The following is a 14,442-nucleotide window of genomic DNA, read 5'->3' on the forward strand; positions in this document are numbered from 1 at the left end:
TATGTCACAGGACTTCGTAGAAATAGCTAAGATTGGTGCTACATATAAGCTTGATGGTGAGCTTAATTTATATCCTTTGGCGAATTCAATTGAAACTCTTTTAAGCTATGGTGACTGGTATATTCAATTGCCAGCTAATAATATTTGGCAACCCCTCAAAGAAGAAAGTGTTTTTAGAAGAGGGGATAAGTTGTATATTAAACTTGCTAGTGTTGATAGTGCAGAAGTAGCTAAGAAATATGTAAATTCCCTAATTGGTGTACCAAAAGAAGCCTTACCTAAGGTTGAAGAAGATGAAGCTTATTTCAAGGATTTGATAGGTTGCTCAGTAGTTAATACAGCTAATGATTCATTTGGTAATGTTATTGATATTATTGAAACTGGAGCTAACGAGGTTCTTGTTTGTAAGAATGATTCTGGTGAATACTTAATTCCTTATGTTAAGCAATATATAGTTAGTCAGGATCTTGAGTCTAAAAAAATAGTTGTTGATTGGGAATATGATTATTAGTCAATAATTCTTTCTTAATAATATGTCGCTACTTGCTGTGTAAGCATTAGCGACATATTCTTTTTATCTCGAAAAAAGTATGTGAAATCACTTAGCACTGCGCAATCGTATTTTATAAAATACTAATCGTCAATGTGCATTCATTGCTACAAAGTGTATTTTATCTCTCAAATATTTGTGTTTGTTTGTTCTAGGTAATACAATTAGGGAAGATTTAGAATAGGTGTTCAAAATGAAATTCGGAATAATATCTATATTTCCAGAGATGTTTAGGGCAATAAGTGATTTCGGGATTACTGCTAGAGCAGTTAAAGACTCTAAAATATCTATAAATTATTTTAACCCTCGTAGTTATGCAACAGATAAGCATGCTACTGTAGATGACACTAGTTTTGGTGGTGGCGCTGGTATGGTTATGAAATATGAACCTTTATCTGAAGCTATTAAAGAAGCAAAAAGTACTTTAGGTTATAATGCAAAAGTAGTATACTTGTCACCTCAGGGTGGTGTGTTTAATCATGAGAAGGCTCTTGAGCTTTTGCAAAATGATTCACTAATACTACTTTGTGGCAGATACGAAGGGGTTGATGAGCGCCTTGTACAAGATCATGTCGATGAGGAAATCTCTGTAGGTGATTTTGTATTAAGTGGTGGCGAGCTCCCTGCTATGTTAGTTATGGATAGTCTGATAAGGCTATTGCCAGAGGTGTTGGGTAACAAGGATTCCATGATTGAGGATTCTTTTTATGATGGTCTTTTGGACTACCCACACTATACAAAGCCAGCTGTTTTGCCTGATGGTAACTCAGTACCTAGTGTTTTGTTATCTGGTAATCATAAGGAAATAGCGAAATGGAGGCGTAAACAGAAGTTGATAAGGACTTATGAGCGTCGTAAAGATTTAATCGAGTGCCTATGCCTATCTGAAGAAGATAAGCAAATTATAAATGATTATAAAATGGATATGGTAAGCACAAAAGGAGAAAATAATGAAAAATAAATTTGTTGAATTAGTAGAAAAGTCACAAATCAGAACAGATCTTCCAGAATTTAATCCAGGTGATTCAATCACTGTTAATCTATGGATTAGAGAAGGTGATAAGCAAAGAATTCAGGCTTTTAAAGGTTTTGTTCTTAGAAAAAGAAACAGAGGTCTTCACTCTGCTTTTACAGTGAGAAAAATGTCTTCAGGTATGGGTGTAGAAAGAACTTTTCAAACGCATTCACCTTTGATTGATAGTATCACTGTTGAGAAGAGAGCAGATGTACGTAGAGCTAAGCTATACTACATGAGAGGTCTTACTGGTAAGGCTGCTAGAATTAAAGAAAAAGTATAATTCTAGGAAAATCAAAAAGTGTCTACAGCTGTTGATGCTTTTCTTGATAATCTTTGGCTTGAGCACGGTTTAAGCCAAAACACTATTTCATCTTATCGTACAGATCTAAAGTTTTTACAAAATTATTTCTCGCAAGCAGAATTAATTAGTCTTGATTTTGAGCAATTATATGCTTTTATATCTTATCGTTCTAAGAATGGCTATAGTAGCCGATCTAATGCGCGTATGATATCTACATTACGTAAGTTCTATAATTGGCTTATATCGACAGGACAAGCTACTACTAATCCGACTACAAAATTAACTTTACCGAAGTTAGCTAAAAGGTTGCCTAAAGATATGACAGAAGTTGATGTCGAAAGGCTACTTCAAGCGCCTGATTTAACAGGTGATATTGGTATTCGTGATAAGGCAATGCTAGAGCTTATGTATGCTACAGGTTTGAGAGTTAGTGAGTTGGTTGGGCTAAATACTCATGATATTGATTTGAATGTCGGGGTAATACAAGTCATGGGTAAAGGCTCGAAAGAGCGAATTGTGCCGATAGGAGAGTATGCACTTGAATATTTACACAAGTATTTTGAAGAGTCGCGTGAGTCGTTAGCAAAGAATTTTAAAGAGAAAGCAGTCTTTATTAGCAAACATTCAAAGAGAATAACTCGTCAATCTTTTTGGCATCGTATTAAGAGCTATGCGCTTATTGCGGGTATAAACACAGATATATCGCCACATACTCTAAGACATGCTTTTGCAACACATTTGCTCAATCATGGTGCCGATCTTAGATCGGTTCAGTTATTGTTAGGTCATAGTAATGTATCAACAACAACTATTTATACACATATATCTCAAAATCGCTTACAAGAAATATACCAAAAACATCATCCAAGAGGTTAAAATTATTAGAGCTAGCGTTATTTGCTTAACTTAGAAGGTATGTTTAAAAGTGATACTGAAACTTAAAAGTATAGTAAAAGCTAAACCAGGAAAAAGGTTTTATTTATTGCATAGATATTCTCGTAAAAAATTATCAAATCCTCTGGTTTTATTAATGTTTTTAATAATTTCAATTATGGCTTTGATACTTGGTCTAATTATGCTATTTACTCCTGGACCTGGATTGTTTTTTATAGGGTTAGCGTTATTGCCATTTATTGCAATAAGTAAAAAACTTGCAAGATCACTTGATAAGTTAGAGATATATTTGCGTAGAAAAATAAAGAAGAAGCTATAGAAGTTTATTTGATTAAGTTTTCCTATCTAAGATATCATCAAGTTAATGAAACATAAAAGTATTATTGATATAATTAAAGGCAGTCCTTGAATTGTTTCCCTCTAAAAATATGGAGTAAAAATGAATATTCGTAGCGTTGATTACTATGCAGATAATGCAGCCGAAGAGTTTACAAAGTCTTTGAAAGAAACTGGTTTTGCGGTTTTAAAGACTCATCCTATTGATTGGAACCTTATCCAAACTGTATATAATGAATGGCAAGATTTTTTAAAGTCAGGTGATGCTGATAAATATTTATTTGATGTTGAAAATCAAGATGGATATTTTCCAAAAGATGTCTCTGAGGTTGCAAAGGGTGAAACAGTAAAAGACATTAAGCACTTCTATCATTTATATTTTCCTAATGGTCGATATCCTGAGGAAGTAAGTGGTGCAGCTAGAGAAATGTTTGAAAAAATGATGAAGCTTGGCGAGACACTTCTTGAATGGATAGATGAGCATATGGATCCAGCTGTTGCTAGTAAGCTACCACAACGATTAAGAGATACTGTTTCTTATGAAAGTACGTTGTTAAGAATATTACATTATCCTGCTATGAAAGGTGATGAAGAGCCAGGTGCAGTAAGAGCTGCAGCCCATGAAGATATCAACTTAATTACATTGTTGCCAATAGCTTCTTCACCAGGTTTACAAGTTTTATCGCCAGTAACTAATCAATGGTATGATGTGCCATGTGATAGTGAGTCTCTAGTTATAAATATCGGTGACATGCTTCAAGAAATGACTAATGGTGAGTATATTGCAACTAAGCATAGAGTTGTAAAGCCAGAAGGTGAAATAGAGAATCTTGATCGAGTTTCAACACCTTGCTTTATACATCCTAAGCCAGAAGTATATCTATCTGAAAAATATCCTCAAGCTGGAATATTTCTAGAAGAAAGATTGAAAGAATTAGGTCTAAAATAAACGTATATATGACACAAGAACAAGTTATTTCTTATTATGAGAGTCAAGCTCATGAAGATGAGGTAAGAAGTATTCTTGAAAAAGCTAAGCAAATAATAGATGCTCAATCCTCATTAAAAAATTATGCCATAGTTCTTGATATTGATGAAACTTCATTGAATCATTATTATCCTTTTAAAGAAGTAGGCTTTCCTCAACAGGAGAATCATCAAATTTGGGATGAACTACTTGCAAAAACTAGTGCTTATCCAATCAAGGCTACTTTAGACTTCTATCTTTACTGTCTTGCTAAAGGCCTTAAAATATTTTTCATAAGTGCGCGTATTGCTAAGCATCTAGAAGCGACAAAACAGGCGTTGTCTAATGCTGGTTATGTGGATTTTGAAGATGTATTTGTTTTTCCAAATAACTTGACAAAATATAATTCCAAGGGCTTTAAAAATTTTAAGGCAGAGAGAAGGGCTTATATTGAATCTCTAGGGTATAAGATACTTATCTCGATAGGAGATCAATCATCTGATCTAGTCGGAGGTTATGCTCTTTATACCTTTCAGTTACCTAATTATTTATACGGAGAAAATTCAGTTTTTTAATAAACTGATTTTGATTTAAATATTAGATAATTGCCTATGAATATTAAAATTGCACAAGCTATAAGAAGTAGAATACTTATACTTTGATCGAATAATATAAATGCAAATAAAGGCCCCCAAATAATGTAAGTAATATTTAGTGACATTGCTAAAGTTACATTTGAGTACTTAAATGCTTGCATATATGCTAGATCTGCAATATAACCAACAACACCAATAGCGGCTATAAGTAATAGCACATAAATACTAACTGTATCGATTATAATCCAAGTGAATGGTAAGAATATTATAATTGTAGAGGTCTTACGTAGAAAAAGTAATGTATTTGCCGAGACATCAGCATTCAACACCATTTTGTAGATAACCCCTTCTAGTCCCCAGAAAATAGCTGCTAAAATTGCAAAGCTAAGACCTATAATGCTATTTGCCTGATCAAATAATTCATTATATGCTGTTAGGGTAATACCAATTAAAACAATTATAAATCCTAATATTTTCAGAGGAGTTAAGCTTTCCTTGAGAAAGATTCGCGCGCCTATCATTCCTACAGCAGGATAGCATGATGATATTATGATTGCTGTCCCAGTAGAGATATCTCTTGTCGAAAGCATATACATAGTCATCGCAAGTCCACCTAGAAGTGGGATACAGCATATACTTATAATTTGCCAAAGTTTTAGGTCTTTAACTCTTTTTACAGATGATTTTGATACGACACTAACAGTTGCTGCAACTCCCAAATCATGTATGGATGTAAGCCACATTGAAACTAAAAAAGTCATTGTGAGAAGTGTGTGAACTTGTCCTGCTAATGTATAGTCAAGACCCCAAAATATTCCAGATAGCGAGCCAAATAGAAAAGCTCGTTTTTTAAAATTCAAACTAAAAAACCTGAGAATAAGAATAATTTATCTATACATTAGCTAATTGAATGAAATATTACAAGTATAGATGTTTATATAGTTTGAAGTTATCCGCTAATAGGCTCTTTTTGAGGCTCTATTAGTATTTCATTTATGGCAACATTTTTAGGTTGATTCATCGCAAAAATTATTGTCTCAGCTACTTGTTGTGGCTGTATGAAATTATCTGAATCATCGCTAGCATATTTTTTGACAGCCTCATTATCTGTAGACATGTTTTGCAATGGAGTAGCAACATTACCGAGCTGGATGTTGATAATTCTGACATTTTTATCAATTAACTCCAAACGAATTGCTCTAAGTGTATATTCCATAAAAGCTTTTGAACCTGAGTAAATTGCTAGACCTGGAAAGGCTTGCCTAGCAGCATCAGAAGTTATGTTGATTAGCATGCCTCTATTTTTGATTAGTGATGGTAGTACAGAGTATAAAAGATTAGTAAATCCTATGACATTAGTATTTATGGTAGTTATCCATTCTTGGTAATTTCTATTCTCTATACATTGATAATACATAACACCTGCGCAGTTAATGACATAATCAAATTCACCAAAGTTATCTATACTTTGGTTTATAAAACTTTCTACTTGAATTAAATTCTGGATATCTACTGATTGAAAAAATACATTATCAGCTTGAATATCAATTTCACGACGCGAGCATAAAGATATTTTCATTTGCTTTTCTCGGCATGCATTAGCAATAGCTTTACCCATACCACTAGAGGCACCGACTATTAATACATGTTTATTTGTAAGTAAGCTCATCTTTACCTCCTAGAAAAATATTATTTATATATTCAGCAGTTATTTTTGGATAATTGATATTGATTTCTTTCATGATTCTTTGGTAATTGGTTCTATCATAGTTACATATTGATGAGTCGATATTTAGCTTATCTTTTGCTAAGAACTTTGTTGAGTCATCTATAATAGCATCAAGCCAATTATTATATTCAATAGTTTCATAATTGAAACATTTAGCTAATATGTTTGCGTTAAGAAAATTTTTGTTAGTAATATTAAGGATGTTGTAGTCTGGTTCAGTCAATATAAGATGTTTTACAATCTTAGTTATATGATCTACTGGAGTCATTTCCAAGTTTATATTTTGAGGTACTTTTTTCTGAGTAATTATTTCTTTTAGTAGTAACCAGTTCGTATCAGATTTATTTATATAGCTAGGTGTTTGAGGTGAGATATTTCCTAGTCTTAAAACACTTGCATTAAGACCTTTTTCAATCATTTTATGAACAAGTTTTTCTGCTGCCCACTTTGTTTGCGAGTAGCCAGACTCTAGTGATTCAATCCAATTAATGGAATTAGATTCATCAAAAACTTTATTTAGATGTAATGGAAATATTCCATTAGTGGATATGTATATTAAATGTTTACTCTTATTAGTAAGACAAAAATCAATACAATGTGCTGTTCCATCAAGATTGCTTGGTTTCAAAGCATTATAAGGTAATAGTAGGTTAACAGAAGCTGCTGTATGAATAACTGTATCTATATTTTTAGATAGTTCTAACCATTTTTTACTATCTAAACCAAAGTTTGTTTTAGTAATATCTCCATTTAAATAGACTATTTTTGAGTTTGTTTTAACGTTAAGTTTTTCAAGAGTTTTTTCGACTCTTTGTCTCGCTTGATTTTCATCTGTAGCTCTTACCAAGCAGTAAATTGTTTGTATTTCATCATTTGATATTAAGTGAGCTAAAAGGTGAGAACCTAAAAATCCTGTTGTGCCTGTCAATAAGATATTTCCAGTATTTGTAGAGGGTAAATCTTCGCAAATATTTGATTTTATTGTGGTTGTGAATTTATTAATGTCATCTAAGATCTCTTGGGTTATCTTTTGTTTTGTTGAGGATTGATTATTTGTTACTAGATTATAACTATCTTGCAAAGAACTTTTTTCAACAAAATTGCTGATACTAATATCAAAGCCAAACTCTTTTAGATTACTTATAAGTAACATTGCAGATAAGGATGATCCACCAAGCTCAAAAAAACAGCTTGTTTGAGATATATCATCTTCAGATATATTTAAGATATTTGACCATAATCTTTTATATTCTTGCAAATTATTGATTGCTTGAACTTCTTGAGTTTCAATGATTAAATCATCATGTTTAATACTATTTCTATCAAGCTTGTTTGAATATCTGTTAAGAGGTATTTCATCAAGTAGAACAATATATTTAGGGAGCATGTAGTGAGCTAGATGAGGAGCAATTTTGTCTAGTAGTTTTTTAGAAGGCTTATTGTTATCTTTTAGATTCCACTGTTGGCGAAAAGTATCTTGATTCTCTTTGGGGATCTCTAAATATGCAATCAGTGATTCTGACATTCTTGTAGCACCAGTTTTATCGACTATACAGTGCATTATGTCGAGTTTATCTTTTATAACTGATTCAATAAATGGTAGTGAAAGGGTATAGCCTCTTAGTTTGATAATATAATCACATCGACCATATATTGTTATTAATTGTCCATCATCTGAGAGCTTGCCAAAATCTCCAGTTTTATAAAGTCGCTTTTTGATAGGGCTATTTGCTGCAGAGATAAATCTTTCTATGTTCAAATCTGGTCTGTTAATATATTCATTAGCTAATCCTATAGAATGGATATATACTTCTCCTTTTTGACCATTCTTAACTATTTCTTTATTCTCATTAAGTACGACAGCATCAACTTTTGGTAGTACATGACCAACAGGTACAATGCCATCTTCTTCTAAGTATTTATCATTTGGGTGTAATTTATATACAGCAACATCGTGACATTCAGATATTGAATACAGATTATATATATCTGTGGAGCTCATGAATTTCTCTAGTTTGTATTGTAACCAGCTAGAGACTACTTCACCATTTAACCAGCATGTATCAATATCATGAAATATTTCTATTGCAGTATCTTCAGAGGTTGATAATAAAGTTTCAAGATACGAAGGTGTAAAGAGAATCTCATTAATCTTCTTGTTTTTGATATATTTTGCAAGAGCTTTAAAATCATAAAGAACTGTATCTGGAATTATATTAGTTCTTCCACCTTTTAATAAAGGTCTAAAAGCTTCCCAGAGATAGTAAATATTACAACCAATCGAACTACTATTATCATATGGTTTGATAGTTTCTCTAATTTTATATGATTCTAGGATTGCTCTATGAGATATTGAAATTCCTTTATTTTTACCTGTAGTACCCGATGAGTATACTAGCCAAAAATCTTTTTCTGGATCTATGTTTATATCAGTAGGTACTTGAATCTTAGAGTCATCACATTTTGAGATGATACTTATATAATTTATACATTTAACTGATTTAATATCTGGTATCTCATCACATAGGATTAGGTCTGAGTTTGTATCGTTAATAATATCTTTAAGCAAAGGTAAAGGAAATGATTTATCTAACTGTACGCAACTTGCTCCTATACTTGATACTGCTAAAAAGGCAATGATAATTTCATATCGTTTTGAACTATATATAGAGATTATACTATTATGATTATAGCCATTTTCTGACAAGTATCTCGCTAGATTTATAATTTGGTTAGCTGTTTGCTGATATGTAAGCTCAATGTTTTCATCAGTAATAGCTATATTATTAGGTGTTTGTTTAGCTTGTATAAAAAAGCAATTACTAAGAGTGTTTGGAATCACTATTTTAAGAGTGTTTATATGAGTATTAATAACTATGTTAAATGATTTGACTGATGAAGATAAGTAAAGAATCAAAAAATGCTCATTTTATTAATATTTATGGAAGCTATTGTTATGAACTAAATATAATTATAAATTATCAAACTTACAAAAATTAGTTTACAATAAGGTTAGGAAGAAGATAGTTTTCTTTGAATAATGATAGATAAAAGTGGGTATCGAGCAAATGTAGCGATAGTTTTACTAAATAGACAAAATAGAGTGTTTTGGGGTCAAAGAAAGAGTAGAACTTCATGGCAATTTCCTCAAGGTGGAGTCGCAGTAGGTGAGACGCCTTTACAAGCGATGTATAGGGAATTGTATGAAGAGATAGGTTTACGTCCTCATGATGTTGAAGTGATTGCATCTACTAGAGACTGGTTTAAATATGACATTCCTGATTCGCTGGTAAGAAGTCGTGAGCCAGTATGTATAGGGCAGAAGCAAAAATGGTTTTTACTAAGGTTAAAAACTTCGGAAAATAATATTAACTTGGAGGCTAACGACTCGCCTGAGTTTGATAATTGGCGATGGGTAAGTTATTGGTATCCAATAAATCATGTGGTTTACTTTAAGCAAGAGGTTTATAGAAAAGCTTTGACCTATTTCAAAGAATATATAGATTGATTATTTGCTCAATCTTTTGTTTTCAACAAATGCTTTTGACCATAAGTAGGTAAAAATACCTATGTATCCAGCAAGAATTACGTCAGAAATGAAATGGTCTAATATAATAATTCTACTAGCAGCAACAAAACAGCATATTACCAAAGCTATGACAGTGATAAATTTTTTATCAAAAAAGTTGGCTATCGCAAGTAAGCCAGCAAAAGTTAATGCTGTATGGCCAGATGGCATAGAGTTATAGGCCTTTTTAAGAGAAAAAAAGTGAAATCCATATCTATTATCAAAAAGTAACATTTCTGGTCTGTATCTTGCTAGTATGATTTTTATTATGGTAGTAATTATAATAGTCATTATCAAAGTTAATGACATAATATAAAGCTTCTCTGAAGGGTTTTTGGTTATATGCTTATATATACAAATTAGTGTTACTATAATTGCAAGTATAGCCCAAACCTTAGGGGAGAATACTTTAGATGTCATAGCAGCTACTGTACTAATTCCAGTGCCAAAAAAGTCACTAGTATGTATAAAGTTTGCTACTTTTATATCTAAGAAGCTATAACTGAGTGATACAACAATTAATGTTACGATACCGTATAAAAAAGTTCTTTTTGCAAGCTTACAATCAAGACATTTCATAGCTAAATTTATTCAAAATTACCAAATTAGTTGATAAAGTATAATACTATTGTAAGTAATTTTAAATACTAAGATGTTTGATCAGGGCTGGTATAAAAAAGCTAAGCATATAAAAAGTCCTAACTTTAATCAAAGACCTAATGGTGATGATATCAGTCTAGTAGTTATACATTGTATAAGTTTACCAGAAGGTGAGTATGATAATACTAATGTTGAGAAGCTTTTTACCAACAAGCTTGATTGTAAGCAACATGAGAGCTTCTTGAGTTTGCAAGGTGTTGAGGTATCAGCACATTTTTATATTAGAAGAGATGGTGATGTAATACAGTTTGTATCCGTGGCTGATAGGGCTTGGCATGCTGGAGTAAGTCAATTCAATGGTCAAGAAGGATGTAATGATTTTTCGATAGGGATAGAGCTGCAAGGCACTGATAGTAGTTTGTATAGTCAAGAGCAATATGAGTCGCTCAATATTTTATTAAAAGATTTACAACAAAGTTATCCAAGCTTGATTGATATCGCAGCTCATAGTGATATTGCTCCTGGTAGAAAAACAGATCCAGGTAGCTTTTTTGAATGGGAAAAAGTAGATTTTAAGTCTAAAGGAGGTCGCAGAGATGAGTAGAGAACAACAGTTAATAGATTTGTTGTACAAAGAAGTTGTGCCAGCAGAAGGCTGTACGGAGCCAGTTGCTTTGGCGTATTGTGCTGCAAAAACAAGAGATGTGCTAGGGCATATACCTGATAGGATAGATGTTTTTGCCTCTGGTAATATGATTAAAAATGTAAAAAGCGTAACTGTACCGAATAGTGGTGGAATGATTGGTATAGAAGCCTCTGTTGCAATGGGTACAATCGTAGGGAACGCAGCTAAAGAGCTTATGGTTATTTCTGGAGTGACTGATGCAGAGTTACCAAAAGTACAAAAATATCTAGATAAAGATTGCATTAAAGTGTTTAATGCATCTGTACCTGTAAAACTATATATACGTATAGAAGCATATCACAACGAAGATAAAGTTGTGGTTGAGTTTAAATATACACATACAAATATTACTTTAATCAAAAAGAATGATGAAGTTATTTATGAAGTTAATGATGAAGATAATAAGAGTAATCTTGTTGATGAAATAATTTCTAGATTTTCAATTAAAGAGATTTATGGAATCGCATTACAATTAGATACATCTAAAATTAGTGATATGTTAGATAAAATTGTTAAAGATAACTCTAATATATCTAATGAAGGCTTAGCTTATCAGTACGGTATCCAAACAGGTAGAAATATTCGTTCAGGAATTGATAACGGTTTCTATGGTGATGATATCCGTAATCGTGCGGCAGCTGCAGCATCGGCTGGAAGTGACGCTAGGATGGGCGGTTCGGCTTTGCCTGTGATGACAGCTGCAGGTAGTGGTAATATAGGTTTAACATTATCTTTACCATTGATTGAATTTGCTAAGTCAAAAGGTAAGTCTCAAGATAAGCTTTATCAAGCTTTATTTTTTGCAATTGTATCAACGGTTTATATAAAGTCACGTATCGGTAGACTATCTGCGTTATGTGGTCCCACGTGCGCATCAGCAGGAATTGCTGGTGGTCTTGCAATGATGCTAGAACTATCGGAAGAAAAAGTTGAGAAATCTATTATTAATGCCTTAGCAGGAATTATTGGTATTATGTGTGATGGCGCTAATTCATCATGCTCTATTAAGATAGCAAACTCCGTATATGCAGCGTTTGATGCTGTAAATGCTGCAATGCTTGGTAATACGGTAACTCCACATGACGGTATTGTTGGTGATGATGTAGAAGATACTATCAAAAATATTGCAATATTGGCTACGGGCAAAGGAATGAATGAAACAGATGATGCTATCTTAGGGGTGATGACAGGAAGATTAGCTGAAGTTTGCAAATAAATTGCAAAATTTATTCAATTTCAGCTTTATCACCATGATTTTCAAGCCAATCACGACGGTCTTTGGCTCTTTTTTTCGCCAAAAGCATATCTAAAATTTCAGCATCATCATAAGTATTAGAAACTGTAAGCTGTAAAAGTCTTCTCGATGAAACATCCATTGCAGATTCACGTAATTGGATAGGATTCATCTCGCCAAGACCTTTGAAACGCATGATATTTATTTTGCCAGTTAGTTTAGAATTTTCAGCTAAGATTTTTTCTTTTTCATTTTCATCAAGAGCATAAAAGGTATTCTTACCAATATCAACTCTAAATAGTGGTGGTTGGGCTATATAAATGTGTCCACATTCAATAAGTTTTCTAAAATGTTTAAGAAACATGGCACATAAAAGAGTGGCAATATGCAGACCATCAGAGTCAGCATCGGCGAGGATACAGATCTTATTATATCTTAAACCAGAGATGTCTTCGCTATCTGGATCAACACCAATTGCTGTAGCGATGTTATGAACTTCTTGAGAGTTCATAATGGTATCTGCATCAAGCTCCCAGCTGTTTAGGATTTTACCTTTAAGAGGTAGGACGGCTTGAAAGTTTTTATCACGAGCTTGTTTAGCAGAGCCTCCAGCGGAGTCACCCTCTACTATAAAAAGTTCAGTGGAACTAACATCAGAGCTAATACAGTCTGTAAGCTTGCCGGGTAACCGAATTGAAGTATTCATAATACGCTTACGAGCTGTTTTTTTATCAGCGTTAATTCTTTTTTGAGCAACACTATTAATATTTTCAATAATTTGACGTGCTTCTTCAGGATTTTGGTTTAGCCATATTGTTAGCAAATCTTTGACAGCAGTGGCTACAAATGATGTTACATCCTTATTGGAAAGTTTCTCTTTTGTTTGTCCTGCAAATTGAGGATTTGTTATTTTTACTGATATTACGTAGTTTAATTTAGCAAAGGAATCATTAGCTGTAACTTTGATGTTCTTCGCTCCAAGAGAGTTTTTTTCAATATACGCCTTAATTGCATCATAAACTCCATTTTTCAGACCTGTAACATGTGTACCATCTTGCGGTGTTGGAATTAGATTAACATAACTATTTTTGATGCTTTCTAAAGGATCTTCACACCAGCAAAATACAGCATCTAAATAAGAATCACCATTTGAAAAATTATCTATCATAAAAGGCTCAAGAGGAAGTGTTTCAGCCTCTAATTTATGATCAAGATAACCTTTTAACCCTGTTTCAAAATGCCACGTGATTCTTTCTTTTTTTATTTCATTTAAATATTTAATTGTAAGTGCTTTACATAGTATGGCTTTGGCTTCCAAGAGATTTTTAAGAGCTTTGATATTAACTTTGATATCATCAAAATATTTTTTGTTAGGCCAAAATCTAATTTTAGTACCAGTATTCTTTTTACCAACGCTATCAATGATCTCTAAATCTTTAGTTTTTAGGCCATCTTCAAAAGTTATTTGATAAACCTTACCATCACGTTTGATTTCTGCTTCAAGTTTGCTTGACAGAGCATTGACAACGGACACCCCAACTCCATGAAGACCACCTGAGTGAGTATAGTTTTTGTTACTAAATTTACCACCTGAATGTAGTTTGGTCATAATAAGCTCAATCCCAGACATTTTATGCTCAGGATGAATATCTACAGGCATACCTCGACCATCATCAGCAACTTCTATACTGTTATCATTATATAGAGTGATATTTATTTTACTGGCATGTCCCGCTAGAACCTCATCAACACTGTTATCAACAATCTCTTGTATAAGATGATTCGGGTTTTCAGTATTTGTATACATACCAGGTCTCTTTTTTACAGGATCTAATCCTGTAAGGACCTCGATAGATTTAGCATTATAATTTTGCATTTATAAATTATTAAATATTTGAAATATATTACTTAGAGTAGATTCTATCATATAATTATTTTAATTCGTAAGCCTAAGACTATAAAGG

The 14,442-nt window shown here is 32.7% G+C and carries 15 protein-coding genes; 10 read left to right on the forward strand and 5 right to left on the reverse strand.

The annotated features are described in order from the left end of the window. The first annotated feature begins 1 nt into the window (after nucleotide 1). From rimM to F0R75_RS00085, 7 genes are all read left to right on the forward strand, one after another. The gene (rimM, locus tag F0R75_RS00055; protein ID WP_149368821.1) at nucleotides 2–511 is read left to right on the forward strand and encodes a ribosome maturation factor RimM; all 510 of its coding nucleotides are present in this window, start codon (nucleotides 2–4) and stop codon (nucleotides 509–511) included. A 232-nt stretch (nucleotides 512–743) separates the two neighbouring features. Next, nucleotides 744–1,511, forward strand: a complete 768-nt coding sequence (trmD, locus tag F0R75_RS00060) for a tRNA (guanosine(37)-N1)-methyltransferase TrmD (protein ID WP_149368820.1) — start codon at nucleotides 744–746, stop codon at nucleotides 1,509–1,511. Further along, nucleotides 1,501–1,848: a 50S ribosomal protein L19 gene (gene rplS, locus F0R75_RS00065; protein WP_013922421.1), complete on the forward strand. Its 348-nt coding sequence runs from the start codon at nucleotides 1,501–1,503 to the stop codon at nucleotides 1,846–1,848. Before trmD ends, rplS begins: the two co-directional genes overlap by 11 nt. An 18-nt stretch (nucleotides 1,849–1,866) precedes the next feature. Further along, entirely contained in the window at nucleotides 1,867–2,745 is an 879-nt protein-coding gene (gene xerD / locus F0R75_RS00070; protein ID WP_149368819.1) for a site-specific tyrosine recombinase XerD, read from the forward strand. Nucleotides 2,746–2,899: 154 nt separating this feature from the next. After that, a complete protein-coding gene (locus tag F0R75_RS10200; RefSeq protein WP_246145959.1) occupies nucleotides 2,900–3,082 on the forward strand; it encodes a PGPGW domain-containing protein in 183 nt (60 codons plus the stop codon). A gap of 120 nt (nucleotides 3,083–3,202) precedes the next feature. Then, nucleotides 3,203–4,048, forward strand: a complete 846-nt coding sequence (locus F0R75_RS00080; RefSeq protein WP_149368817.1) for a 2OG-Fe(II) oxygenase family protein — start codon at nucleotides 3,203–3,205, stop codon at nucleotides 4,046–4,048. Between the two features lie 8 nt (nucleotides 4,049–4,056). After that, entirely contained in the window at nucleotides 4,057–4,641 is a 585-nt protein-coding gene (locus tag F0R75_RS00085; protein WP_149368816.1) for an HAD family acid phosphatase, read from the forward strand. On the opposite strand, the gene F0R75_RS00090 is transcribed toward F0R75_RS00085, so the two are convergent. The 3 genes from F0R75_RS00090 to F0R75_RS00100 form a co-directional block, all read right to left on the reverse strand. Further along, the gene (locus F0R75_RS00090) at nucleotides 4,638–5,522 is read right to left on the reverse strand and encodes a DMT family transporter (protein ID WP_149368815.1); all 885 of its coding nucleotides are present in this window, start codon (nucleotides 5,520–5,522) and stop codon (nucleotides 4,638–4,640) included. The genes F0R75_RS00085 and F0R75_RS00090 overlap by 4 nt on opposite strands. Before the next feature lie 89 nt (nucleotides 5,523–5,611). Further along, complete coding sequence (locus F0R75_RS00095; RefSeq protein ID WP_149377121.1) at nucleotides 5,612–6,331, reverse strand: SDR family oxidoreductase; 720 nt, start codon at nucleotides 6,329–6,331, stop codon at nucleotides 5,612–5,614. Next, nucleotides 6,312–9,308: a non-ribosomal peptide synthetase gene (locus tag F0R75_RS00100; protein ID WP_149368813.1), complete on the reverse strand. Its 2,997-nt coding sequence runs from the start codon at nucleotides 9,306–9,308 to the stop codon at nucleotides 6,312–6,314. The genes F0R75_RS00095 and F0R75_RS00100 overlap by 20 nt, the downstream gene beginning before the upstream one ends. Before the next feature lie 123 nt (nucleotides 9,309–9,431). Between F0R75_RS00100 and F0R75_RS00105 the strand changes: the two genes are divergently transcribed. Beyond that, nucleotides 9,432–9,899 carry an RNA pyrophosphohydrolase gene (locus F0R75_RS00105; protein WP_149368812.1) on the forward strand — a complete coding sequence of 156 codons (468 nt, stop codon included), beginning with the start codon at nucleotides 9,432–9,434 and terminating at the stop codon, nucleotides 9,897–9,899. Here F0R75_RS00105 and F0R75_RS00110 read toward each other — a convergent pair whose 3' ends face one another. Next, nucleotides 9,900–10,538, reverse strand: a complete 639-nt coding sequence (locus F0R75_RS00110; RefSeq protein WP_149368811.1) for a phosphatase PAP2 family protein — start codon at nucleotides 10,536–10,538, stop codon at nucleotides 9,900–9,902. 73 nt (nucleotides 10,539–10,611) lie between these two features. Here F0R75_RS00110 and ampD point away from each other — a divergent pair, with 73 nt between their 5' ends. Both ampD and F0R75_RS00120 read left to right on the forward strand, forming a co-directional pair. Beyond that, on the forward strand, nucleotides 10,612–11,163 hold the full coding sequence (gene ampD, locus F0R75_RS00115; RefSeq protein WP_149368810.1) for a 1,6-anhydro-N-acetylmuramyl-L-alanine amidase AmpD: 552 nt from the start codon (nucleotides 10,612–10,614) through the stop codon (nucleotides 11,161–11,163). Continuing rightward, the gene (locus tag F0R75_RS00120; protein ID WP_149368809.1) at nucleotides 11,156–12,460 is read left to right on the forward strand and encodes an L-cysteine desulfidase family protein; all 1,305 of its coding nucleotides are present in this window, start codon (nucleotides 11,156–11,158) and stop codon (nucleotides 12,458–12,460) included. Before ampD ends, F0R75_RS00120 begins: the two co-directional genes overlap by 8 nt. A 10-nt stretch (nucleotides 12,461–12,470) precedes the next feature. Here F0R75_RS00120 and parE read toward each other — a convergent pair whose 3' ends face one another. Continuing rightward, on the reverse strand, nucleotides 12,471–14,354 hold the full coding sequence (gene parE, locus F0R75_RS00125; protein ID WP_149377122.1) for a DNA topoisomerase IV subunit B: 1,884 nt from the start codon (nucleotides 14,352–14,354) through the stop codon (nucleotides 12,471–12,473). Nucleotides 14,355–14,442: the final 88 nt, after the last annotated feature.

Origin of the sequence: Francisella marina, from assembly GCF_008369785.1 — a bacterium.
GTDB lineage: Bacteria > Pseudomonadota > Gammaproteobacteria > Francisellales > Francisellaceae > Francisella > Francisella salimarina.

Bases quoted from the DNA above. Each gene is read 5' to 3' on its own strand.
- rimM (WP_149368821.1), top strand. From the start codon at position 2: ATGTCACAGGACTTCGTAGAAATAGCTAAGATTGGTGCTACATATAAG.
- trmD (WP_149368820.1), top strand. From the start codon at position 744: ATGAAATTCGGAATAATATCTATATTTCCAGAGATGTTTAGGGCAATA.
- rplS (WP_013922421.1), top strand. From the start codon at position 1,501: ATGAAAAATAAATTTGTTGAATTAGTAGAAAAGTCACAAATCAGAACA.
- F0R75_RS10200 (WP_246145959.1), top strand. From the start codon at position 2,900: ATGTTTTTAATAATTTCAATTATGGCTTTGATACTTGGTCTAATTATG.
- F0R75_RS00080 (WP_149368817.1), top strand. From the start codon at position 3,203: ATGAATATTCGTAGCGTTGATTACTATGCAGATAATGCAGCCGAAGAG.
- F0R75_RS00085 (WP_149368816.1), top strand. From the start codon at position 4,057: ATGACACAAGAACAAGTTATTTCTTATTATGAGAGTCAAGCTCATGAA.
- F0R75_RS00095 (WP_149377121.1), bottom strand. From the start codon at position 6,331: ATGAGCTTACTTACAAATAAACATGTATTAATAGTCGGTGCCTCTAGT.
- F0R75_RS00105 (WP_149368812.1), top strand. From the start codon at position 9,432: ATGATAGATAAAAGTGGGTATCGAGCAAATGTAGCGATAGTTTTACTA.
- F0R75_RS00110 (WP_149368811.1), bottom strand. From the start codon at position 10,538: ATGAAATGTCTTGATTGTAAGCTTGCAAAAAGAACTTTTTTATACGGT.
- ampD (WP_149368810.1), top strand. From the start codon at position 10,612: ATGTTTGATCAGGGCTGGTATAAAAAAGCTAAGCATATAAAAAGTCCT.
- F0R75_RS00120 (WP_149368809.1), top strand. From the start codon at position 11,156: ATGAGTAGAGAACAACAGTTAATAGATTTGTTGTACAAAGAAGTTGTG.
- parE (WP_149377122.1), bottom strand. From the start codon at position 14,354: ATGCAAAATTATAATGCTAAATCTATCGAGGTCCTTACAGGATTAGAT.